Origin of the sequence: Mesorhizobium sp. L-2-11 (assembly GCF_016756595.1) — a bacterium.
GTDB lineage: Bacteria > Pseudomonadota > Alphaproteobacteria > Rhizobiales > Rhizobiaceae > Mesorhizobium.
In genome coordinates, this window is record NZ_AP023257.1 from 938,037 (window position 1) to 959,981 (window position 21,945).

Annotated in this window: 18 protein-coding genes and 4 pseudogenes; 17 read left to right on the plus strand and 5 right to left on the minus strand. The window is 64.5% G+C overall.

Annotation, left to right across the window (positions count from 1 at the left end):
- Positions 1–2,151: a DUF294 nucleotidyltransferase-like domain-containing protein gene (locus tag JG739_RS04460; RefSeq protein WP_244749691.1), complete on the minus strand. Its 2,151-nt coding sequence runs from the start codon at positions 2,149–2,151 to the stop codon at positions 1–3.
- 280 nt (positions 2,152–2,431) lie between these two features.
- Here JG739_RS04460 and JG739_RS04465 point away from each other — a divergent pair, with 280 nt between their 5' ends.
- Together JG739_RS04465 and JG739_RS04470 are read left to right on the plus strand one after the other, a co-directional pair.
- The gene (locus tag JG739_RS04465; RefSeq protein WP_202365426.1) at positions 2,432–2,824 is read left to right on the plus strand and encodes a hypothetical protein; all 393 of its coding nucleotides are present in this window, start codon (positions 2,432–2,434) and stop codon (positions 2,822–2,824) included.
- 203 nt (positions 2,825–3,027) lie between these two features.
- Complete coding sequence (locus JG739_RS04470) at positions 3,028–3,183, plus strand: hypothetical protein (RefSeq protein WP_202365427.1); 156 nt, start codon at positions 3,028–3,030, stop codon at positions 3,181–3,183.
- Between the two features lie 158 nt (positions 3,184–3,341).
- Here JG739_RS04470 and fhuB read toward each other — a convergent pair whose 3' ends face one another.
- Genes fhuB through JG739_RS04485 form a run of 3 tightly spaced genes read right to left on the minus strand, consistent with a single transcriptional unit; the run spans position 3,342 to position 8,405 of the window.
- Positions 3,342–5,348: a Fe(3+)-hydroxamate ABC transporter permease FhuB gene (fhuB, locus tag JG739_RS04475; RefSeq protein WP_244749692.1), complete on the minus strand. Its 2,007-nt coding sequence runs from the start codon at positions 5,346–5,348 to the stop codon at positions 3,342–3,344.
- On the minus strand, positions 5,345–6,208 hold the full coding sequence (locus JG739_RS04480) for an ABC transporter substrate-binding protein (protein WP_202365428.1): 864 nt from the start codon (positions 6,206–6,208) through the stop codon (positions 5,345–5,347). The genes fhuB and JG739_RS04480 overlap by 4 nt, the downstream gene beginning before the upstream one ends.
- Before the next feature lie 25 nt (positions 6,209–6,233).
- Positions 6,234–8,405: a TonB-dependent siderophore receptor gene (locus JG739_RS04485; RefSeq protein ID WP_244749694.1), complete on the minus strand. Its 2,172-nt coding sequence runs from the start codon at positions 8,403–8,405 to the stop codon at positions 6,234–6,236.
- Between the two features lie 200 nt (positions 8,406–8,605).
- On the opposite strand from JG739_RS04485, the pseudogene JG739_RS04490 reads away from it, so the two are divergent.
- The 14 genes and pseudogenes from JG739_RS04490 to ampH all read left to right on the plus strand — a co-directional run bounded on the left by JG739_RS04490 (position 8,606) and on the right by ampH (position 21,223).
- A pseudogene (locus JG739_RS04490) lies at positions 8,606–9,429 on the plus strand (ATP-binding cassette domain-containing protein).
- A 28-nt stretch (positions 9,430–9,457) separates the two neighbouring features.
- Positions 9,458–10,432 carry a tonB-system energizer ExbB gene (gene exbB, locus JG739_RS04495; protein ID WP_202365430.1) on the plus strand — a complete coding sequence of 325 codons (975 nt, stop codon included), beginning with the start codon at positions 9,458–9,460 and terminating at the stop codon, positions 10,430–10,432.
- A gap of 15 nt (positions 10,433–10,447) precedes the next feature.
- Positions 10,448–10,906 carry a TonB system transport protein ExbD gene (gene exbD, locus JG739_RS04500; protein ID WP_202365431.1) on the plus strand — a complete coding sequence of 153 codons (459 nt, stop codon included), beginning with the start codon at positions 10,448–10,450 and terminating at the stop codon, positions 10,904–10,906.
- Entirely contained in the window at positions 10,906–11,877 is a 972-nt protein-coding gene (locus tag JG739_RS04505) for an energy transducer TonB (protein WP_202365432.1), read from the plus strand. The genes exbD and JG739_RS04505 overlap by 1 nt, the downstream gene beginning before the upstream one ends.
- Positions 11,878–12,032: 155 nt before the next feature.
- Positions 12,033–12,365 (plus strand): ArsR/SmtB family transcription factor, encoded by a 333-nt coding sequence (locus JG739_RS04510; RefSeq protein ID WP_202365433.1) that lies wholly within the window; start codon positions 12,033–12,035, stop codon positions 12,363–12,365.
- A gap of 16 nt (positions 12,366–12,381) precedes the next feature.
- Positions 12,382–12,888, plus strand: coding sequence for an arsenate reductase ArsC (locus tag JG739_RS04515; protein ID WP_202365434.1), 507 nt, complete (start codon positions 12,382–12,384; stop codon positions 12,886–12,888).
- A gap of 4 nt (positions 12,889–12,892) precedes the next feature.
- On the plus strand, positions 12,893–13,582 hold the full coding sequence (locus tag JG739_RS04520; RefSeq protein WP_202365435.1) for an aquaporin: 690 nt from the start codon (positions 12,893–12,895) through the stop codon (positions 13,580–13,582).
- Positions 13,579–14,001: an arsenate reductase (glutaredoxin) gene (arsC, locus tag JG739_RS04525; RefSeq protein WP_202365436.1), complete on the plus strand. Its 423-nt coding sequence runs from the start codon at positions 13,579–13,581 to the stop codon at positions 13,999–14,001. The genes JG739_RS04520 and arsC overlap by 4 nt, the downstream gene beginning before the upstream one ends.
- Before the next feature lie 52 nt (positions 14,002–14,053).
- Positions 14,054–14,718, plus strand: a pseudogene (arsH, locus tag JG739_RS04530) (arsenical resistance protein ArsH).
- Between the two features lie 157 nt (positions 14,719–14,875).
- Positions 14,876–15,196 carry an ArsR/SmtB family transcription factor gene (locus JG739_RS04535; protein WP_202365437.1) on the plus strand — a complete coding sequence of 107 codons (321 nt, stop codon included), beginning with the start codon at positions 14,876–14,878 and terminating at the stop codon, positions 15,194–15,196.
- Between the two features lie 48 nt (positions 15,197–15,244).
- On the plus strand, positions 15,245–16,633 hold the full coding sequence (locus JG739_RS04540) for an NAD(P)-binding domain-containing protein (RefSeq protein WP_202365438.1): 1,389 nt from the start codon (positions 15,245–15,247) through the stop codon (positions 16,631–16,633).
- Entirely contained in the window at positions 16,630–17,856 is a 1,227-nt protein-coding gene (locus tag JG739_RS04545; protein WP_202365439.1) for an MFS transporter, read from the plus strand. Before JG739_RS04540 ends, JG739_RS04545 begins: the two co-directional genes overlap by 4 nt.
- A gap of 273 nt (positions 17,857–18,129) precedes the next feature.
- A complete protein-coding gene (locus tag JG739_RS04550) occupies positions 18,130–19,629 on the plus strand; it encodes an ATP-binding protein (protein ID WP_202365440.1) in 1,500 nt (499 codons plus the stop codon).
- Between the two features lie 469 nt (positions 19,630–20,098).
- On the plus strand, positions 20,099–21,223 hold the full coding sequence (ampH, locus tag JG739_RS04555) for a D-alanyl-D-alanine-carboxypeptidase/endopeptidase AmpH (protein ID WP_244749698.1): 1,125 nt from the start codon (positions 20,099–20,101) through the stop codon (positions 21,221–21,223).
- Positions 21,224–21,403: 180 nt separating this feature from the next.
- On the opposite strand, the pseudogene JG739_RS04560 reads toward ampH, so the two are convergent.
- A pseudogene (locus tag JG739_RS04560) lies at positions 21,404–21,565 on the minus strand (AraC family transcriptional regulator); the annotation flags it as partial.
- Between the two features lie 39 nt (positions 21,566–21,604).
- Between JG739_RS04560 and JG739_RS35215 the strand changes: the two are divergent.
- Positions 21,605–21,837 (plus strand): annotated as a pseudogene (locus JG739_RS35215) (ATP-binding protein); the annotation flags it as partial.
- Between the last annotated feature and the right edge of the window lie 108 nt (positions 21,838–21,945).

A 21,945-nucleotide genomic window follows, 5' to 3' on the forward strand; every position in this document is an offset into this window, starting at 1 on the left:
TTACCGTTGGAGCGTCGCCGGCGATGAAAACATCAGGTCCCGCACCAGGTCGGGTGCCGACTGAAGGCGCTTGATGAGTGTTTTGAGCTGTGCCTGCTGCTCGCGCGCCAGCGCATTGATCTCGACTTGGTTGGATACCGGTATACCGGCGTAGATGTCATGCGTCTGCTGAGCGAGCAGCAAGCCAATCAGCATGGCGTGGCCGGCCAGCATCGCCTTCATGTCGGGCTCGCCGCCAATATCCAGCGCGATCAGTCGCTCGAGCCGGGCACGCGTGCTCCGCTCGCGGATGCCGTGGCGAATTGCAAGCGTGCGTGCGGTTGCGACGATTGGAAAAAGGCCATGCTTCTTGATGTCGAGCCGGCCATTTTCAAGCTGAAAGCCGCCAAAGACCGTGAAGGGATTGCCGGTCGTCATCTGCTCGCCGAGCAGCTTCGCGAACACCGGCTCGGCGTAGGCGCGGTCATACGCATATTCGACGAACTGCGCGGCCAAGATCGTGTCGCCATGCACCGGCCGCAGGTCGTAGACGATATCGACGTTGAGCAGGTCCTGAGGCCGCAGGCGGCGAACCCAATCCTCGACGCGCCGCTTCCAGGTGTCGAGGCTTCCGCGGAATGCGGCATTCGAGGCCATTACACCGCCTTTGCAATACGGCACGCCCGAGATGTCGAGCATGTCGGCGAGCTTGGCACCGAGGTTCTTGAACCAGCGATCTTCGGGTCCATCCGGCTCGCCATCGGCAAAGACGATTGCGTTGTCCTGGTCGGGGGCCATCAGGCTTTCGCCACGGCCGCCTGAGCCGAGCACGAGCACGGCATAGGCGCAGGGCGGCGGGCCGTGACCTTCGATCTGCATCTGCTGTTCGGCAAGCACGGCGGCGCGGCGGGTAAGCGAGCAAAGTTCGTCGCTGATGATCTCCGCCACCACGCGCGGGTCGATCGCCTCGCCGAGGAGCGAACGTACCACGCCCGGCAGCATCGACCAGCTGTCCGCCAGTTCGGCGGCGTCCCTGGCATGTTCGATCGTGTCGTCGAGATCGATGGCGGCGGCGGCGCGCAGTCTTAGCAGGTCACGCGCCGAAAGCACGCCGACCAGCACACCCCCGTCGTCGCGGACCGCGAGGTGGCGGACTTTCAGCCGATCCATGCGGCCGATCGCCCGATAAGCGAAAGCGGCGGCGCGGATGCTTATCAACGGGCGCGTTGCGATGCTTGCGACCGGCATGTCAAAAACCCGCTCGGCGTCGGACGATATGCGGCGCAGCAGGTCGCGCTCGGTAACGATGCCGTACTCCTCAATTGGCTGATCCGGCGTTCCACGCTCGGACACCAGGACCGAGCTGATCTTGCGCTTCACCATGAGGTCGATGACTTGCCTTGTCGGTTTGTTCGACTTCACCACGACTGGCGGGCTGCTCATCAGGCTGCCGACGCGATGGCGATAGGCATAGGGATCGACCGGCTGGAACGCGGGAGCCTGGGGTCGCGACACCGGCTCGGCCCAGCCCGCACGATGGCCGGCTTCGAGAGCGTCGGAAAGGGCAAGGCAGGCAACCTCGGCCTCTCCGAGTGTCCGGATGTTGCGCTTGCGCAACTCCGGAATCAACCCGGCAAAGATGTCTCCCGCGGCGATCGCATCGCCCAGAGCCGAATGCCGGCCGACTATCTGCAGGCGAAGCCAGGCGGCGATCGTTTCCAGCGAATGGTCTGCCAGATTGGGATTTGCTATGGTTGCAAGAAGCCGGACGCACAGCGCCCGAGGCTTTTTCCAGGGCAAGCGGGCGCGCCGGCATTCGCGCTCCAAGACCGCCAGGTCGAATCCGATCGAATGGCCGACGAGGATGCGGTTCCCGACGAACGCCTGGAATTGTGCCCATGCATCCGGGAAGCTGCCGGCTCCGTCGACATCGGCATCGGTGATGCCGTGGACGAGCGAAGCCTCGGATGGGATTGCTTCACCAGGATTGATGAGGAGATCAAGCTGAGGTTCCCGGACAACCTTGCCATGCGCGATGCCGATCGCGCCAATCTGGACCACGCGCGCCTTGGTAGCGTCGGGCCCGGTTGTTTCGGTGTCGACCGCGGCAGCCGCAACGGCTATCAGCGGTGTCGCGCCGCTCACCGGCTTCAATTCCGTCTCCTTCGGCATAGCCGATAGCCTTCCTCTGCCGGATGTCTTCGCCGAGACGGCCTGTCGATGCCGGAACGGTTCGATCCTGCTTGCCCTGCAACATAGAGCGCGCCGGCGGGCCGCGTCGATGGCCGTATTTCAGGCTGTTGCGTTCGCAAAGTTGCGCCGGCAGTTCCGCGCCTGCACGTCCATGTTGAATCTCGAGGGTATACCCGTCCTGGCGGCGCATTCGCCTTAAAGTGATTTGATACGGTCGCAGCGCTCGCACATTGTCGGCGAGTTTGTTGCCGAGGCGCTGATGGATGAGATCAGACGGGTTGCTGTGGGGTGCATCGGGCGCGCCGTCATGTTCGGCTCGCTTGCCATCGGCTGCGTCATGGTCGGTTTCTCCTTCAATCCGGTATCTGCCTTTCGCTCCGGCGCGTTCCTCACGCTGACCATGGTTCTTGCCCTGATGTGGAAAGCCATGACGGCGGCCGGCAAGAATCCCAAGGACACTGAAGTCTGGCTCTACCTCGATGAGAAATGGCGCCCAGCCGATGGTCCGGCGCGACGGGTGTTCGGCACCATCATGGGCGACGTTTATAAACTCTACGCCCGGATCGCGCTTGGCGTGGCGGTTGGGTTCTTCCTGGTGTCGATCGTGCTGATGCTGTTCGGGCTGGAAGCTTACAGGCCACCCAGCAAATAGCGGCCGCTCTCCCATTCGCGCCCTCCGCCTGCATGGGCTCGGCGTTTTGCCATCGGGCCGATCGGCCTCGGAAGTGCCGTGCTAAGCAGCAAACAAACCAAATTGCCGTCCGGATTGAGAAAAACGTTCCAAGGATCGCTGGAAAATAGCACTCGACAAAGTCTACTAATTTTATAGATTAATCGCCGAGACGGAGGTCGAATATGTCCTATTTCCAGAACGCCCGGACTGCCCGCAAAGGCCAAACACTCGGTTCTGAGCAGATTTGGCGGCCGGCCTATGCGGGAGCCTTTGCCTATCTCATCTTTGCCCTTGCATTCGTGTTCACCGGGGCAGTCGTTCTGGGCTTTGTTCCCTGATCATGGGGGCTCGAGTCAGCAGGGCCGGCTAAAGGGATAGCGATCTGCCGTTTCGTAATATCGGAGTTGAATGAACCGAATGCCGGTGCGCTTTGGCACCCGTTTGACCCCAACGTGATGGAGGAGGTGGCGATGCCGATGATGCGCTCAGACATCGCTTATTGCCGACCTTTCCACATCAGCACCATGAAATATGGCCCGCCAACCAGGGCAGCTAGCAAACCCGCCGGAATCTGCCACGGGAAAATCAGCATCCGGCCGGCCCAGTCGGCCGAAACAAGCATCATGCCGCCAAGCATCGCCGATGCGAAAAGCTGCGGCAAGGCGCGTTGCAAGCCGAGCATGCGGGCCAGGTGCGGCGCCATCAATCCGACGAAGCTCAGCGGCCCGATGACCAGCGTGGCTATAGTCGTCGGCACCGAGACAAGCACCAGGAGAACGACCCGCACGCGAAAGAGGCTCAGCCCGAGCCCGCGCGAGGCGGCTTCGCCAAGCGGCAGGATTTCCAGCCAGCGGCTGGTGAGCGGCACGATGGCCAGCAGCGCAGTCGCCGTCACGGCGGCGATCGTGGCATCGGCGGCGGTGGCCCGGTAGGTGGAGCCGGATAGCCAGCCGATGAGCGTATCCAGCCGAGGATCGCCGCTGGCCAGCATCACTGCCGAGAATGCCGACGCCATCGTCGCCACGGCGACACCTGAGAGCAGCAACCGGTCATTCGCGATCGGCTGCCGGCGGCCGGTCGGCGAAATCATCGCCAGGCTGGCCAGAGCCCCGACGAGACCGGCCGCGATCATCGCCGGACGGTTAACATCAGAAGTCGCGACGAACAGCAGCAGGATGCCCAGCGAGGCGCCGCCGGAGATACCCAGCACCTCGGGCGCCGCCATCGGATTGCCGGTCATCCTCTGCATCAGCGTGCCGACCACGCCCAGCATCATGCCAGCGCAAACCGCGACGACGATGCGAGGCGCCCTAAGCGGCAGCAGATCCGCAACTTCGGCGGCCGAGGCCAGATGCCAGCCGGCCGCACTTCGCCCGACGACAAGCGCGGCGCAGAGAAGAACCGCCATCGCGAGGAGCCCTGCCAGCAGATAGCTCCACCCGCTTCGCCTGCGCACCGAAGACAGCATGGCGCCGTGCCGATCCGGGCTGATGCGCAATTTTGGCAGGAGAAGCAACAGCAGCGGCGCACCGAAGAATGCAGTCGCCACACCGGCCGGGATTTCAGCGGTAAATGGCATGACCTGCACCAGCCGGTCGGTGAGCCACAACAGCGCGGCGCCCGCAAGCGGCGCCCAGATCATGCGCTGGCGCAAGGTCCGTGCGCCGGCGAGCCTGACCAGCGCTGGTGCTGCAAGCGCCACGAAGCTGATGACGCCGACGGCTGCGACCACCATGCTGCTCAGCGCGACGGCGACAGTCATCCCCGCCAGCCGTGTCACCACGGGTTTCGTGCCGAGGCTTTCGGCTCCCTCGTCGCTCAGGTCGAGAAGCCGCAGCGGCCGGAGCAGAAGGAAGGCAGCGATGCCGGCCACCGCCAGCCATGGCGCGAACCCAAGCACCACCGCATCGCCGTTCTGGATCAGCGAACCGCTCTGCCAGATGAAGAGCTCCTCGGAATATTCGCGATTGGCCGCCATCAGCAGGGCGCTCGCCGAACTGCATGTGAGGCTGACCACCAGGCCGGAAATGATGATCGCGACCGGCGAGAAACTCCGGCCTTGGGCCAGAGCCAAAACCGCCAGCGTCGACAGGGCGCCGCCGGCGAGCGCCACCCATTCGCGACCTTGCTCCAGCAGCCACGGCGCGTAGAGTGTGGCGACCGTCAGGGCGACGGTGGCGCCTGCATTGGTGCCTATGGTCGTCGGCTCGGCGAGCGGATTGCGCAGTACCTGCTGGAGCAGAGTGCCGGTCAGGCCGAGCGCCGCGCCGGCCAGCAGACCGATCGCCAGACGCGGCAGAAAGGCATGCCGGTAAAGCAGCTGCCGCGGGTCGGCAAAGTCCGCGGCCCCGAGTGACTGCCACCACATGTCGGCGGGCAACAGGCGCAAAAGCCCGGCAGCGGTGAGATATGCGGCAAGCACCGCCGGCACGCCGACGAGCGCGACGAGCATCCCTCCCATGAAACGCGCGCGATGGCCGGCCGTCGACTGCATCGTGGTCATGCCCGGGCCAGCAACGTCGCAAAACGGGCAGCGGCAGCCAACGCGCCAAACGGCCATACCGGTGGGATAGTCCTGACGTTGCCGGCTTTGACACAGGGAAGGTTCGCCCAGAGGCTGCTCTGGTCGATCCGGATCTTCACATGCGGCGGGATCGGATCGAGGGAAATCAGCCGTGCCTCGCCGATCGCAACCAGCTGTTCGATGCCCACCATGGAAAAGCCCCAGCTTTTCGTGGGCGCCGTCCAGGCATTGGTGAGGCTCAGCCGGTCGAGTACGTCCTGGAACAGACTGCCCTTGCCGTAGACGCGGACATGACGGTCGTCGAACATGCTGACCACAGCGAGCGGTTGGTCTGCCCGTCCCGAAAATTGCGCATTGACATGGGCGATTGTCGCCGCGGTCTCCTGGATGAGGCGCTGAGCCTCAGCCTTGCGGCCGAGCTGCGCGCCAAGTTTCAGCGTCTCGTCCTCAGCCTGCCTATAAGGCGCTTCGCTACCGTCGTAGAACGGCACGGTGTGCAGTGGCGCGATCCGCTTGAACGGCGCTTCGTCCAACCCGTAGCCATAGGCGCCGGTGATCAGGTCGGGTTTTAGTTCCAGGAGCAGTTCGAGATTGGGCTCGCCGCGCGAGCCGAGATCGAGGCAGAAGGCAGGAAGAGCCGGACCCGCGACCCAGTCGCGGTAGCCCTTGGTGTCGGCGACCGCCACCGGCCCGATGCCGAGCGAGGTGACCATCTCGGCCGAGGTCCATTCGAGGCAGGCGATCCGCGGCGGCCGCGCCGCATGCGCCGGGTCGCCGCGCAGACCGAGGCTCGCCACGGCCAGGCCGGCAAGGCACTGGCGCCGCGTCAGGGGTGCCAATCGGGTCCGCGCCTGCACCCGAGGATCACCATGTATACTTCACCGAACCCTTGATCCGGCGACCCTCGCCATAAAAGCAGCCGAAGCTTTCCGCGTAACAGGAGGCGACATAGCGCTTGTCGAACAGATTGCTGACATTGAGGTTCAGCTCGGCGTTCCGCCATTCGTAGCGGAGTGCGGCATCGACAAGCGTGACCGCCGGCACTTTGAAAGTGTTGGCGTCGTCGCCGAAGGTCGAGCCGACATAGCGGATGCCGGCGCCGAGCCCGAAGCCTTCCAATCTGCCGCTGCCGAAGGTGTAGTTCGCCCACAGCGAAGCCGCGTGTTCCGGCACGCCGAAAGGCGTGTTGCCCTCATCGCTGACCGTCTCGCCGCTATCGTCATCGACGGTGATCGAGGTGGCCTTGGTGATCTCGGTGTCGAGATATGTATAGGCCGCCCGGAAATCGAAGCCTGAATCAAGGCTCGCAACAGCTTCCAGCTCGATGCCGCGCGAGCGGATCTCGCCGGTCTGGAAGATGTCGTTGGGCGCGCCAACACCGCCATAGCGCACGACATTCTGCCGGGCCAGGTCGAACGCCGAGACGGTGACGAAGGCGTTCCAGCCGACCGGCTGGTATTTCAGGCCGACCTCGTACTGCTTGCCGGTCTCGGGCACGAGGGGATTGCCGTTGCTGTCGGGGCCGGACACCGGCTGGAACGATTCGGAATAGCTGACATAGGGGGCAAGGCCGTTGTCGGCGAGATAAAGCAGGCCGGCGCGGCTGGTGAAGGCGTCGTCCTTCTGGCGGGGATCGAAAGCGCCGGTCAGATTGTCGTGGACTTTCGCGTCCGCCCAGTCCTGACGGCCGCCCAGCGTCAGCCGCCAGTTGCCCAGCTTGATCTGGTCCTGCGCGTAGATGCCGACCTGCGATTGGGTGGTGTCGGTGTCTGTATAGGGCGTCATTTCGCCGACCGGGTAGCCATAGACCGGGTCGAATATATTGAAATCGTCCCCGGGCATATCGTTGCTGGCGGCATAGTCGCGGTAGGTGTAGCGCTTGTAGTCGAGGCCGAGAAGCAGCGTGTGGGCGAGCGGCCCGGTGTCGAAATCGGCCTGCGCCTGGTTGTCGATGGTGAAGCCGCTGAGCCTGGTGCCGCCGGCATCGGCATAGCGGGAATAGTCGCCGTCATCATTCAGAAGCCCGCCGCCGAAGACGCCTTCCTCATAATGCTTCAGATAGACGTAGCGGGCATGCTGGCGAACCTGCCATGTCTCGTTGAAACGGTGATCGAATTCGTAACCGATCGACGCCTGGTCGTTGTCGTAGGTGTCGAAGCCCGGTTCGCCGACGAACATGCTGTTCGGCAGATATTTTCCGTCCTTGCCCGGCCTGATCGTGCCGAAAGCCGGCAGATACTGCATCGCCCAGCCAGACCGGTCGCGTTGATAGTTGGCGAGGATGGTCAGGCTGGTATCGGCATCGGGCTGCCAGGTCAGCGCCGGCGCGATGAAGATGCGGTCGTCCTCGACGAAGTCGGTCTGCGTATCGCCGGTGTGGGCGGCGCCGGTGAGGCGGAATAGCAGCGACTTGTCGGCGTTGACAGCCCCGCTGAAATCGAACTTTCCTTCATAGCGGTCGAAAGTTCCGGCGCCGAGCTCGATCTCGCGGAGGTTCTCCTCGGTCGGGCGCTTGCTGACATAGTTGATGATGCCGCCAGGACTTGCCTGGCCGTAGAGCACCGACGCCGGCCCGCGCAGGATTTCGTAGCGTTCGGCGCCGTAGGAATCGAGCGCCGTGAACAGCGTGAAATTGCTTTCCTTGAGCTGAAGCCCGTCCTTGTAGAAGACGCCGCTGGAGTTCGAAATACCGCGCATCTGCAAGCCGTGGCCACGATTGTCGGTGCCGTAGAGATTGCCGGTGGCGCCTGGCGTATAACGCAGCGCACTGTTCAGGCTGTCCACCGCCTGCGCTTCCATCTGGTCTTTGGTGATGACCGATATCGACTGCGGCGTCTCGATCAGCGGCGTGTCCGTCTTGGTGGCCGTGGAGCCCTGGGTGGCGACATAGCCGTCGACCGTCCCAAAGGCGCTTTCGACGCGTTCCTGAATGTTGATCGGGTCGAGGGTGGTGGTCGCCTCCTGCGCGACGGCGTGACCGCCGCCGAGCAGCACCGACGACATCGTCGCGATCAGCAGGTTTCGGAACGCAGCCATCTCGTTTTGAATTCTTCCGCGACCAAAACCAGTCACCATTTCGACGCGCTCCGCTTTTTCGAATTTCGACGCAAATCCGGCGCGTCACGACATTTTGTTGACTCAAAAAGTCATCTTCATTGTTGACTAGTAAACTCATGTTTCATAGTCAACCGGACATCGGCGCCCGCTAACCGGATTGCCGAAAACCGGATTTCGAAATGCGCGCGCAAAGCTGGAGAGAGGCCGAGACCGTGGCAGGCATTCATGCCCAGACTGCCTTCCAAATCGACGCGGTGCGGTTCGCTGTCGGCGAGCGGACGCTGCTCGGTCCTCTCTCACTCGAGTTGCAACGCTCGCGCATCTATGGGCTGATCGGGCACAACGGCTCCGGCAAATCGACACTGATCAAGCTTCTGGCGCGCCAGCAGGCGGCAAGCTCGGGCGGCATAACCTTCGCAGCGGCCGCTGGTGCAGTGGGGCGCGCGTGAACTGGCGCGCGCGCTCGCCTATCTGCCGCAGGCGACGCCGGCGACGACCGGCCTGACCGTGCGCGAACTGGCGACGCTCGGGCGCTATCCCTGGCATGGCGCGCTCGGCCGTTTCGGGCATGAGGACAGGCGCCATGTCGAGGAGGCGCTGGTTCTGACCGACATGGCGGATTTCACCGACCGGATGGTCGACGAATTGTCCGGCGGCGAGCGCCAGCGCGCATGGCTGGCCCATGATGGTGGCGCAGAATGCCGGCGTCATGCTGCTCGATGAGCCGATCTCAGCGCTCGACATTGCCCATCAGGTCGAGGTGCTGGGGCTGGTCAGGGACCTCAGCCGCAAGCGCGACCTGTGCGTCGTCGTCGTGCTGCACGATCCCAACATGGCGGCGCGCTACTGCGACGAATTGATCGCACTGAAGGACGGCAGGCTGCTGACGCGCGGCACGCCGGACCAGATCATGCAGGGCGAGGTGCTTAGAGGAATTTTCGGTGTCGAGATGGGCGTGTTTGCGCATCCCCTCACCGGCCAGCCCATCGGCTATGTGCAATGAGGCCACTGTGAGAATGAGGAAGAAGCCCTTGTCCAGACATGGTTTGTTCGCGGCGTTGCTCGCATCGGTCATCCTGTCGGCCGGCGGCGCAGCCGCCCAGGAGCAACCGGGCACGGCCGCCCAGGAGCAACCGGCCGCCGCCCCGGCGATCGAGGCACCGGCTCCCGCGCCTGGGCAGGCTGCGCCAGACGCGGCCGCGCCACCGGCGATGCAGCCCGGCGTGACGACGCCCCCCGAGGCCACGCCTATCGAGACAACGCCCACCGAGACGGGTCCTTCGACGGCAACCTCTCTGACCCTGCCGCGCGACCTGTCGCCATGGGGCATGTTCATGGCGGCCGACATCGTCGTGAAAGCGGTGATGATCGGGCTGGCTTTCGCGTCCTTCGTCACCTGGACGATATGGCTGGCCAAATCGCTGGAGATCCTTGGCGGCAAGCTGCGCGCCCGCCGCGCGGCACAAGCGATCGGCAATGCCGCGACGCTGAACCAGGCCGGGCGCGCGCTTGGCCACAATAACGGTCCTGGCGCCCTGCTGGTGCGGGCAGCCGAAGAAGAGGCAGCACTTTCGGCCGGCTCGCTCGACCATGTGTCCGGCGAGGGGCTGAAGGAGCGGGTGACCTCGCGCCTGTCGCGCATCGAGGCGGCGGCGGCGCGGCGCATGTCGCGCGGCACCGGCGTGCTGGCGACGATCGGCTCGACCGCGCCCTTTGTCGGCCTGTTCGGCACGGTCTGGGGCATCATGAACGCCTTCATCGGCATCTCGCAGGCGCAGACCACCAACCTCGCCGTCGTTGCCCCGGGCATCGCGGAAGCCTTGCTGGCCACGGCGATGGGCCTTGTCGCGGCGATTCCGGCGGTGGTCATCTACAACGTCTTTGCGCGATCGATAGCCGGCTACCGGCAAATCCTCGCCGACGCGTCGGCAGGGGTCGAACGGCTAGTCAGCCGGGATCTGGATTTCCGCACGGTCGCGCCGGCAAAGCAGATGGCCGCGGAATGAACACGGAGCGAGGCCATGGCGGCTAGGATTCGAGAGAACATCGACGGCGATCTCGAGGAAAACCACGAGATCAACGTCACGCCGTTCATCGACGTGATCCTGGTCCTGCTGATCATCTTCATGGTCGCGGCGCCGCTGGCGACGGTGGACGTCAATGTCGACCTGCCGGGCTCGACAGCAACGCCTGCCCCCCGGCCGGAGACGCCGCTGTTCCTGACGCTGAAGGATGATCTCAGCCTGGCGATCGGCAACGACACCCTGCCGCGCGCAGCCTTCGCCGCGGCGCTGGTCGGCAGGACAAAAGGCGACAGGCAGACGCGCATCTTCCTGCGCGCCGACAAGGCGGTCGGTTATGGCGAGCTGATGGAGGTGATGAACCTTTTGCGCGGCGCCGGTTATCTGAAGATCGCGCTGGTTGGCCTTGAGGCGGCGCCCGACGATGCCGCGGCGCCGCAAGTCGGGACCGGCCAATAATGTCGCCGGCAGCCGCCCTGCCGATGGCCGATCAGCGGCGTTTTGGCGCGCGCGAGATTGCCTGGTGGGCGGGCGCGGCTGCGCTGGTTCTGGTGGCGCATGCGGCGATCGGCTATGCGATGCAGAGCTGGCGCCCGGCCGAGCCCGATGGCGGCCCGCCGCAGGCGCAGGTGATCGAACTGTCGCCGATGGCGGTTGCACCGGCCATACCGGCGCCGCTGCCGGATGTCATAGCCCCCGATCAGCCGGAGCCGGTCGAGGAGCCCGAGACAACCGAAACGGAGCCTGCGCCCGCACCGCCCGTCGAGCAGGCAGAGCCGGTCATTGAGCCGTCGGAAGCCGCTCCGACCGACACGGTCGAGCCGACCCCGCCGACCGTGGCCGAACGGGTCGACCAGCCGCCGCTCGAGGAAGTCGTGCCCGACATTGCCGAGGCGGTCACGCCGGAAGTGGTCATCCCACTGCCGCAGCCGAAACCGGTCGACAAGCCCGTCGAGGCCAAGCCAGCCAGGCAGGCAAAGACTGAGGTGAAGGAGCCGGCCGAGGTCAAGGCGAAGAAGCCTGTCAAAGAGGCCAAAAAGCCCCCGAAAAAGGAAAAGGCCGCACGGCCCCAGACAACAGCCAGTGTCGCTGCGACATCCGCAGCTAGGGCGGCCGCACCGAAGGCGGCCAAAGCGGCGGCTGCGTCCCGAGGCGACGCCAAGAAGTGGAACTCGCAACTGACAAGGTGGCTCAATCGGCACAAGCGCTACCCGAGGGCCGCGAAAGCCCGCCGTTCGGAAGGCACTGTGAGCGTCTCCTTCATGGTGGCCGGCTCCGGTCGAGTGACGTCCGTTCGCATCACCGGTTCCTCCGGCGACCCTGATCTCGACCGCAGTGTCCTGGACCTGCTACAGGGCGCTACAGTGCCGGCGCCGCCAGAAGGCGTTAGCTCGCGTGTCAATGTGCCGTTGAGGTTCGACCTGCGGTGATTCGGCCGCAGGCCGAGAGCCATTTGCCGCTTCCGATTCTACATGGTGTTTGCACGCCATTGCACCGTGCATTCGGCGACGATTTCCGAATGCCGATCGTCATCCGGCTGTCACATACCCGTCCTATACATCCATATCTCCGGATTTAAGGATACATGGATAAGAACACCGCTCTTCTCGCATTGGCAGCGCTTGGCCAGGACACCAGGCTGGAAGTGTTTCGCCTGCTGGTGCGGGCCGGCGCAGACGGTGTTCCGGCCGGCGAGATCGCCGCGCGCCTCGGTGCGGTGCAGAACACCATGTCGGCGCATTTGAAGGTTCTCGACCATGCCGGCCTGGTCCGCGCCGAGCGCGACGGCCGGACAGTCCGTTACATCGCCGACATGACCGGCTTTCGCGATCTTCTGGCCTATCTCATGGAGGATTGCTGCAACGGCGCGCCAGAACTCTGCCAGCCGGTCATTCAGGCCGTGACTTGCAACTGTTAGAAGGGAGGACCACCCCATGAATGACCCATACAACGTGCTTTTCCTGTGCACCGGCAATTCGGCACGGTCGATCCTCGCCGAGGCGATCCTCAACCGTGTCGGCGCCGGCAAGTTCAGGGCCTATTCGGCCGGATCTCGGCCGAAGGGAGAGGTCCATCCCTACGCGCTCCAGCTGTTGAAAACCCTCAACCACGACACCTCCTTCGCCCGCTCAAAAGACTGGCAGGAATTCGCGGCTCCTGGCGCCCGGGAGATGAATTTCGTGTTCGCCGTCTGCGACAACGCGGCCAATGAAGCTTGCCCGGTCTGGCCGGGACAGCCGATGACGGCGCATTGGGGGGTGCCCGACCCGGCCGCCGTGGACGGCACCGACGCCGAAAAGCATCTGGCCTTTGCCGAAGCCTATCGCATGCTCAACAACCGGATCTCGATCTTCGTCAGCCTGCCGATGAACACCATCGACAAGCTCGCTTTGCAGAAACGGCTCGATGAAATCGGCCGCGATCTGCCGAAGGCCGGCTGACCTCATGGCGGCCGACCTGTCCCGCCGCATGGTCGCGGAAGCGCTCGGCACGGCAATGCTCGTCGCGACGGTCGTCGGCTCCGGGGTCATGGCGGATCGCCTGACGGGCGACGTCGCTGTTTCCCTGCTCGGCAACACCTTGCCGACTGGAGCGATCCTGGTGGTGCTGATCACCATACTCGGACCGATTTCCGGGGCGCATTTCAATCCGGCGGTGACACTGGTTTTTGCCCTTCGGCGGGAAATCGAAGCGAACGCTGCACTGACCTATGCCGTCGCCCAGATTGCCGGCGGCATCACCGGGACGTTGCTGGCGCACGCCATGTTCGAACTGCCGATCCTACAGATATCGCAAACCGTGCGGACCGGAAACGGACAATGGATTGCGGAGCTGGTGGCCGCTTTCGGCCTGGTCTTCACCATTCTGGCCGGCCTTCGCTTCCGCTCGGATGCCATCCCCTGGCTGGTCGGGCTCTACATCACCGCCGCCTATTGGTTCACGGCCTCGACCTCGTTCGCCAATCCGGCAGTCGCCATCGCGCGGGCGGTTTCCAACACCTTCGCGGGCATCCGTCCCATAGACCTGCCGGGGTTCATCGTGGCCGAGCTGCTGGGCGCGCTGCTTGCCATGGCCTTGGCAGGATGGCTGCTCGCTGATCCCAAGCCAATCAGACAGATGGGAGCCGCGAAATGACCATCACCATCTACCACAATCCCGACTGCGGCACCTCGCGCAACACGCTGGCGATCATCCGGCAGTCCGGCGAAGAGCCTGATGTGATCGAGTATCTGAAAAACCCGCCGTCGCGCGAACGGCTGGTCGAGCTGATCAAGGCGATGGGGATGACGCCGCGCCAATTGCTGCGCGAGAAGGGCACGCCGTACGCTGAGCTCAATCTCGGCGACCCCAAATGGACCGATGACGAGATCATCAATTTCATGCTGGCGCATCCGATCCTGATCAACCGGCCGATTGTCGTCACACCGCTCGGCACCATGCTGGCCCGGCCGTCCGAAGCCGTTCTCGACATCCTGCCCAATCCTGAAATCGGGCCGTTCACCAAGGAAGACGGCGAAGTCGTCATCGACGCGCAGGGCAAGCGCGTTGCCTGACCTGGTGCCCGAAGACTCGCTGCCGAACGTCGACAAAGACCAGTTCCGGCCGATCGACCTGCGGGCGCTGCTCGACGTGCCGCGGTCGATCCAAAAACCTCGCGTGCTGATGCTCTACGGCTCGCTGCGCGAGCGGTCCTACTCGCGGCTCGCGACAGAGGAGGCGGCTCGCATTTTGCGCCGCCTCGGCGCCGAGGTGCGGATCTACAATCCGGCTTGCCGCTGCCGGATTCGACCTCGGCCGATCATGCCAAAGTCCAGGAACTGCGAAATCTGTCGATCTGGTCGGAAGCGCAGGTCTGGTGCTCGCCGGAGCGGCATGGCTCGATGACCGGAGTGATGAAGGCGCAGATCGACTGGCTGCCGCTCTCGGCCGGCGGCGTCAGAACGACGCAAGGCCGCACGCTCGCGGTGATGCAGGTTTCCGGTGGCTCGCAAAGTTTCAACGCCGTCAACCAGCTTCGTATCCTCGGCCGCTGGATGCGGATGGTCACCATCCCCAACCAGTCGTCGGTGGCCAAGGCTTTCAACGAGTTCGACGAGGCCGGCCGCATGAAGCCGTCACCGTATTACAACAGGATCGTCGACGTGCTGGAGGAGCTGATGAAATTCACGCTGCTTCTTCGCGATCGGTCTGCCTATCTCACGGACCGTTATTCGGAGCGCGTCGAAAGCGCCGAAGGGGTGGCGAAGCGGGTCAACCAGCGGTCGATTTGAGGGGGTGTGCGTCTGCTTGTTTTATACATGTCGTTATCGCAAAACCGCTGCACACCCTCGGGTCAGGCCCAAGGGCGTGCTTTTGCGCGACATGCATTAATTCGAAAATTTTCGAAATTGCATTGACGCGGCGCTGTCTCGGCGCTACGTTATTTCTATGAAACTCGAACAAGCTGCAAAACAGCTCGAGGCGCTCGGCAATCCGACCCGGCTGAAGCTTTATCGCACGCTGGTGAGGGCAGGTCAGGCCGGGCGACCGGTCGGTTATCTGCAGGAAGCTCTCGGCATCGCTGCGTCGACCTTGTCGCATCATCTGCACCGGCTTATCCTGACCGGTCTGGTCACCCAGGAACGCCAGGCAACGACGCTGATCTGCCGTGCCAATTACCCTGTCATGAACGATCTCCTCGGCTTTCTTGCCGATGAATGTTGTGCCGATGCCGCATGCGGCCCGGCTGTCGGCGAGTCGGCGGCGTAATTTTTTTGGGCCAAACTTCGATAATTCTGGAAACTTAGAAGGTGCATCATGGTTCCTCAAAACAGCCTCCCGGTCGCCATCATCGGCGGCGGACCTGTCGGTCTGGCGGCGGCCGCACAACTTGTCAGCCGCGGCCTTCCGGTCAAGGTTTACGAGGCAGGTTCCGCGGTTGGGTCGAACCTTCTGGATTGGGGCCATGTGCGGGTCTTCACGCCGTGGCGCTATTGCGTCGATGCGGTCGCCCGAAAACTTCTCGAGAGCCATGGCTGGCGAATGCCGGAGCCGGAGGCTTTCCCTACGGCCGATGAGATCGTCGCCCAGTATCTCGCGCCGCTGGCAAAGCTTGCCGAACTGGCGCCGTCGATCGAGACCAATGCCCGCGTTGTGGCTATTTCCCGCTGGGGAGCCGATAAGGTTTTGAGCAAGGGGCGGGAGACGCGGCCGTTCATGCTTCTGGTCGAAACGGCGGAAGGCACGCGGCGGGACAGCGCCCGTGCCGTCATCGACGCCTCCGGCACCTGGCAAACGCCGAACCCGCTCGGTGCGGGCGGCTTGTCGGCCGAAGGTGAAACGGAATTTGGCGATCGCATCGCCTACGGCATACCAAATATCCTGGGACGCGACCGTCATCTCTATGCAGGCCGCACGACATTGGTGGTTGGCGCCGGCCATTCCGCCGCCACCGCCCTGCTGGAACTGGACCGGCTCGCGCAAACCGAACCCGGCACCTCGGCACTATGGGTGACGCGCAGCACCGACCTTGTCCGCATCTACGGCGGCGGCGATGCCGACGCCCTGCCGGCGCGCGGCGAGCTTGGTTCCGATGTCCGGCAGCTCGCCGAGAGCGGCCGCGTGCGGCTGGTGACAGGCTTTGCCACGCTTGCCATCCGCGAGGTCGACGGCCGTCTCGTGGTGGAAGGGCAGACCAAGGACGGATTGCGTACGCTCGGCCCCGTCGACCGGATCGTCGCCGCGACGGGGCAGCGCCCCGATCTCAGCTTGACCCGGGAGCTTCGGCTGGACCTCGATCCGTGGCTCGAAGGCGTCAAGGCGCTGGGGCCGCTGATCGACCCAAATGAGCATTCCTGCGGCGACGTCCCGCCACATGGTCACCGCGAGCTCAGCCACCCCGAGCCCGATTTCTACACGGTCGGCGTCAAAAGCTATGGCCGGGCGCCGACCTTCCTGCTGCTGACCGGCTATGAACAGGTCCGCTCGGTCGCCGCGGCGCTCGCCGGCGACATGGCTGCTGCCGATGCCGTGCAGCTGGTGTTGCCCGAGACCGGCGTCTGCACGGTGCCGGTGTCCGCGTTCGGAACCTTATCCGAAGGCTGCTGCGGCGGACCGGCGCCGGCTGCTGTCGATGCCTGCTGTGTCGACGACGCCAAGGCAAAGGCGAGCGGCAAGAGCGGCTGCGGCTGCAGCGTCGCGGCATGAGCCTTTCCCCGCCTACGGCGTCCGGAGCGCCCAGTCGCAGCACGATCATCGCTGCGCTTGGCATGACGCAGATCATGGCGTGGGGGTCTTCGTACTATCTCCCGGCCGTGATTGCGCCGGCCGTAGTGGCCGACACGGGTTGGCCTCTGGCATGGGTTGTCGGAGGCCTATCCCTTGGCCTGCTCGTCGGCGGGTTGATTTCTCCACGCGTGGGTAGCTCGATCGAACGACATGGCGGCCGGAATGTGCTGGCCTTCAGCGCCGCGTGCATCGGGACTGGCCAGATCGGACTGGCGATTGCTCCAAGTTTAGCGGTCTACATCATTGCCTGGCTTATTATCGGCCTTGGGATGGGGGCGGGGCTCTACGATGCCGCTTTTGCAACCCTGGGCCGGCTCTATGGCCATGGCGCGCGCTCTGCCATCACCACGCTCACTCTGTTCGGCGGCTTCGCGAGCACGGTTTGCTGGCCGCTCTCTGCTTTTTTGATGGGCGAGATCGGATGGCGAGGGGCATGTCTGGGCTATGCCGCCGTGCAATTGCTGGTCGCTCTGCCGCTGTATCTCCTTATCCTGCCGCGGGGCGTCGCCCGGCCCGCCAGCCAGTCCGATCAGAAGTCGGTCGTGGCTCCCGCGCCGGTGACGAGGTCGACGCCGGTTATGGTCATCCTGGCGGCGACCATAACGCTCGCAGCGGTCATTTCTTCGACCCTCTCCGTCCACCTTCTGACTGTCCTCCAGTCGACTGGCATGGCGCTGGCCGCCGCGGTGGGACTGGGCGCGCTTGTCGGTCCGTCGCAGGTCGGCGCTCGCGCAATCGAGATGGTCGTTGCCCGCTATCACCACCCGATATGGACCAAGGTCGTATCGGTCGGATGCGTCGCGATCGGGGTGTCGGCTCTCTGGATGGGAATGCCGATCGTCCCGTTGGCCCTGGCGTTTTACGGTGCCGGCATCGGCCTGGAATCAATTGCCCGAGGGACGTTGCCACTGGCCCTGTTCGGCGACTCCGGCTACGCCAGGCTTATGGGGCGCCTGGCCATGCCAAGCCTGATTGCTCAAGCAGCCGCCCCTTCCGTGGGCGCGCTGCTGGTCGAACAGCTCGGTGCGCATTGCATGCTTGCCGTCCTGTCGGCACTTGCCGTGATCAATGTGGTGCTGGTCGGCACGCTCACGCTGCTGCTTTTCCGGCCTCGATCTACGGGAATAGAGTCTGTTCCTTGATCGCGCACCGCGCTCGGCGGCCGGCCATGCGAAAGATGTGAGAGCTTGCGAGGTGGTGTCGCCGATCTTCATTCGCCGTGATCGCCCGCCCTAGCCTCGCTTGAGCTCTGGCGCCAGAACATCGTCGTGAGCTGGTCGGGATGCGTCCGATGTTTGCGCTCCATCGGGGCGGGCAGCGTTCGTCCAGCTGTGCGCAACACCGAGCCGCCGGCCATCGGCGCTCGACGGGCTGTGATGCGGTTGATAAGCCCTCTCCTCAAGGAGAGTCGAGACATGACCGTTGCGATCGAGATGGGCCACACGAGCGCAGGCGCGCCGGCGGCACTGGACCTTGAGGAGCTGCTGGCGACGCGCCTTTTGGTGCAGGGCAATTCGGGCTCGGGCAAATCGCATCTGCTGCGCCGCCTGCTCGAGCAGAGTGCGCCCTGGGTGCAGCAGACCATTATCGACCCGGAAGGCGATTTCGTCTCGCTCGGCGACCGTTTCGGCCATCTGGTGATCGATGCCGAGGAGCATACCGAGCGCGGCCTGCAGAGCGCCGGCGAGCGCGCGCGCATCCATCGCGTCTCCACGGTGCTCAATCTCGAAGGGCTCGACGCCGAGAACCAGATGCGGCGCGCCGCCGCCTTCCTCGGCGGGCTTTTCGAAGTCGCCCGCGACCATTGGTACCCGATGCTGGTGGTGGTGGACGAGGCGCAGCTGTTCGCGCCGGCCGTTGCGGGTGAAGTTTCGGACGAGGCGCGCAAGCTCTCTCTCGGCGCCATGACCAATTTGATGTGCCGTGGCCGCAAACGTGGGCTGGCCGGGATCATCGCCACCCAACGGCTGGCCAAGCTTGCCAAGAACGTCGCCGCCGAGGCTTCCAATTTCCTCATGGGCCGAACCTTTCTCGATATCGACATGGCGCGCGCCGCCGACCTTCTGGGCATGGAGCGGCGACAGGCGGAGGCTTTTCGCGACCTGGAGCGCGGGCAGTTCATGGCACTGGGCCCGGCGCTGTCGCGCCGTCCGCTGGGCTTGCGCATTGGCCCGACCGACACAAGTCCGCGCAATGGAACGCCGCGGCTGATGCCGCTGCCGGAAGCGGCACTGGAGGACGCGCGCGCCATCATCCTGGCAGCCCCGCCGCCGGAAACTGTCCGGCCGCAGCGCCGGTCGTCGCCGGACCTGCTCGATCAGCTGATGGCAGCAAAGTCGGCGGCGCTGGAAATCCGCCCCGAAGCGGCGGCGCCGCCAATCAGCGCCGAGGACCTGGCGGAGCGGCGTGAGCGGGTGGACCGCGTCCTGCGCGCCGTGCTGGCGCAGCCCGACGCGGGGTTCCGTGTCATCGGCGTGCTTTATCAGGAGTTCGTGGTCCGCTGCCGGATCGAAGGCCTCGCCTCGGTCGTGCCGGACCTGCCCGCCTTCCGCCGCATGCTGACGCACGCCCGCGCCGGCCTCGGCTCCGACATGGCAGGCGATGACGCGTGGCAGGATGTCTCGGCCCGCGCCTCGCTGCTGCCCGAGGATATGCAGGGCGTGTTCATGATGATCGCCCGCGCGGCGAAGGAGGGCTGGCCCTGCCCGAGCGACGCGGCGATCGCCCGCGCCTATGGCTCGCACTCGCTGCGCCGCGCCCGGCGCCTGCTGACCTATATCGAGGAGCAGGGCCTCATCGTCTGCCAGCTTGACGGGCTTGGCCGGCGGATCGTGACGCTGGTCGAACTGGCCTGGGCAACGGCACCGGGCGATCCGAATGCCGAGCAGGCAGAGCAGGGGCGTTTGGCGGTGTGAGGCGGCGGCCGAGCGCGCAAGGGGAATGCAACGCATCAAGGCGATGTATGGCTAGCGGCAGGTACAGCGTCGAGTCTTTTTTGCGCAGATAGGGCCTCGCTGGCCCGTCTTCATCATACGACGACGATTGGCGCGACGACGATCCGCCTATTGTAAGGTGTTCGATGCTATAGCGCTCCCTCCTGCCGACGGCGCTTTACATATCTTGTAAATTACCCGCGGGTCGGTTTTCTAATGAAGAGATCAGCCACGATCAACTGACGAAGGACAAGAAATACGGCAGGACTGTAGCGCAAATAGCCGCCGAAACTACGCTACCGCCGCCGATTACCCCTTCGGTTCGTTCTGTTGACATCTCCTGCTTCTCGAGAGATGGTAAGATACTACGCGGCGGCCCTTTTTCCGAAGATTTTATTCTTCAGCTTATCAAAGGATTTTGGCAATGCGTTTGTCTCGATCGCGCCGACTTATGGCCGTCGCTTTGACGGCAATCGCAGCCGTTCCCTCTTATGGACATGCCGAGGACAAGCTGCTGACGGAAGCGGTGCAGTTCAACGGTACGATCCTGTATCTCTCCACCAAGGTGCCTGGCCTGATCTTCGGCGCCGTGCGCAACGGCGAGACGGCCTTGGCCGGTTTCGGCAAGATTGCCGACGGGAGTGAAAAAGTGCCCGACGGCGACACAATGTTCCGCATCGCGTCCGTGAGCAAAGTGTTCTGCGGCAGCGTGCTTTCCTCGCTGGCGATCGACGGCAAGGTACAGCTCACCGACCGGCTGCAGGATCGCCTTGGCTGGGACGTCACGCTCCCTGAGAAGGATGGCCGCGCCCTCCGCCTGATCGATCTCGTCGCGCAAGCTTCCGGCCTTCCGCGGGAGGTGCCAGTGGCCGAGGCGCCCCCCTCCGACCCCTTCTCTACGAACACCAAGGAGGCGCAGATTGCCGCCCTCAAGGACAATCCGCTGCTCTTCGCGCCGGGCACCGCCGTTCTCTATTCGAACTTCGGATACGACCTCCTTGGAGCGGCGCTCGCGAATGTCTCTGGAAAGCCCTATGCCGAGCTCCTTCGGGAGCGTGTCCTCGATCCCCTCGGCATGAAAGACACGGTTTTCAACCCAAGACCGGAGGACGAGCCGCGCCTGATGCAGGGCCATAACTTCGACGGCGGTGCCATGCCCATCGTGCCGACGAGCACAGCCATCGAGTGCGCCGGTGGATTGTACTCGACGGCGAACGACCTGCTGCGCTGGATGAACTGGCATGTCGACAAGGAGCCTTCCGCGGCCGACGCCGAGTTCCGCCTTTTGAACCACGCGGCTTTTTTGTACCGGGACGGGCTCGCGTCGGTGGTGGGGCTGGATGATGGCGGCCCGATGGACGCCATGGGTCTCGGATGGGTCATCATGCTCCCCAACGAGCATCGCCCGCTCATCCTCCAGAAGAGCGGCGGCCTGCAAGGGATGTTTCTCTATGTTGCGATTGCACCGACACGCGGCGTCGGCGCTTTCTTTGTCATGAGCGAATTCAATGCCGCCGGCTTCATGGCTGGGGTCAAGACGACGAACGATCTCGTCGCAGAGATCGCTCCACGCTAATTTCCGCGCTGATCGGGGGGAACGTGCGCGATGATTAGCGCTGTGGAGGGGCCTGACGGACGGCATGTTTCGTGGCAAGGCAAGCGCGACATCGGTTATTTCCGGCCGACCGCTTAGCTACCCCCCTGAGGACGACCTTTGCCGGCGCGCCGACCCGCTTCATCGCTGCTCACGGCCTGCTCAAGCGGTGGCCAAGGTTCTGCCTCTTGCCTCTTTGGCATTCCGAACAGGCGCCCGGCCGAACAGACGACGATATTCCCGGGTGAACTGCGACACGCTTTCGTAGCCGATCGCGAACGCCGCGCTGCTCGCAGTCTTTCCCTCCGACAGCATCAGCCGCCTCCTGGCGCAGCCCGACGCGGGGTTCCGTGTCATCGGCGTGCCCGCGCCGCGAAGGAGGGCTGGCCCTGCCCGAGCGACGCGGCGATCGCCCGCGCCTATGGCTCACACTCGCTGCCCCGCGCCCGGCGCCTGCTGACCTATATCGAGGAGCAGGGGATGATCGTCTGCCAGCTCGACGGGACTGGACGGCGGACGGTGACGCTGGTGGAACTCGCCTGGGCGACGGCGCCGGCGGATCCGCAGGGGCCGAGCAGGGGAGCTTGGCGGTGTGATGGGGTGGCAAGCGGCGTTGGCTATAGTTAAACGGCAGATGCAGCGGACAAGCCGGTTTCTGCCAGAAGCCGACGCGGGTTTGTGTCAGATTTCGAGCCCGAGCCGCC

What these genes read in the sequence shown, in the direction of transcription:
- JG739_RS04540 (WP_202365438.1), top strand. Translation starts at nt 15,245, where the DNA reads ATGGTTCCTCAAAACAGCCTCCCGGTCGCCATCATCGGCGGCGGACCT.
- JG739_RS04520 (WP_202365435.1), top strand. Translation starts at nt 12,893, where the DNA reads ATGGCGGCCGACCTGTCCCGCCGCATGGTCGCGGAAGCGCTCGGCACG.
- JG739_RS04535 (WP_202365437.1), top strand. Translation starts at nt 14,876, where the DNA reads ATGAAACTCGAACAAGCTGCAAAACAGCTCGAGGCGCTCGGCAATCCG.
- arsC (WP_202365436.1), top strand. Translation starts at nt 13,579, where the DNA reads ATGACCATCACCATCTACCACAATCCCGACTGCGGCACCTCGCGCAAC.
- exbD (WP_202365431.1), top strand. Translation starts at nt 10,448, where the DNA reads ATGGCGGCTAGGATTCGAGAGAACATCGACGGCGATCTCGAGGAAAAC.
- JG739_RS04550 (WP_202365440.1), top strand. Translation starts at nt 18,130, where the DNA reads ATGACCGTTGCGATCGAGATGGGCCACACGAGCGCAGGCGCGCCGGCG.
- JG739_RS04470 (WP_202365427.1), top strand. Translation starts at nt 3,028, where the DNA reads ATGTCCTATTTCCAGAACGCCCGGACTGCCCGCAAAGGCCAAACACTC.
- JG739_RS04465 (WP_202365426.1), top strand. Translation starts at nt 2,432, where the DNA reads ATGGATGAGATCAGACGGGTTGCTGTGGGGTGCATCGGGCGCGCCGTC.
- JG739_RS04545 (WP_202365439.1), top strand. Translation starts at nt 16,630, where the DNA reads ATGAGCCTTTCCCCGCCTACGGCGTCCGGAGCGCCCAGTCGCAGCACG.
- JG739_RS04505 (WP_202365432.1), top strand. Translation starts at nt 10,906, where the DNA reads ATGTCGCCGGCAGCCGCCCTGCCGATGGCCGATCAGCGGCGTTTTGGC.
- JG739_RS04485 (WP_244749694.1), bottom strand. Translation starts at nt 8,405, where the DNA reads ATGGCTGCGTTCCGAAACCTGCTGATCGCGACGATGTCGTCGGTGCTG.
- ampH (WP_244749698.1), top strand. Translation starts at nt 20,099, where the DNA reads ATGGCCGTCGCTTTGACGGCAATCGCAGCCGTTCCCTCTTATGGACAT.
- fhuB (WP_244749692.1), bottom strand. Translation starts at nt 5,348, where the DNA reads ATGACCACGATGCAGTCGACGGCCGGCCATCGCGCGCGTTTCATGGGA.
- JG739_RS04515 (WP_202365434.1), top strand. Translation starts at nt 12,382, where the DNA reads ATGAATGACCCATACAACGTGCTTTTCCTGTGCACCGGCAATTCGGCA.
- JG739_RS04460 (WP_244749691.1), bottom strand. Translation starts at nt 2,151, where the DNA reads ATGCCGAAGGAGACGGAATTGAAGCCGGTGAGCGGCGCGACACCGCTG.
- JG739_RS04510 (WP_202365433.1), top strand. Translation starts at nt 12,033, where the DNA reads ATGGATAAGAACACCGCTCTTCTCGCATTGGCAGCGCTTGGCCAGGAC.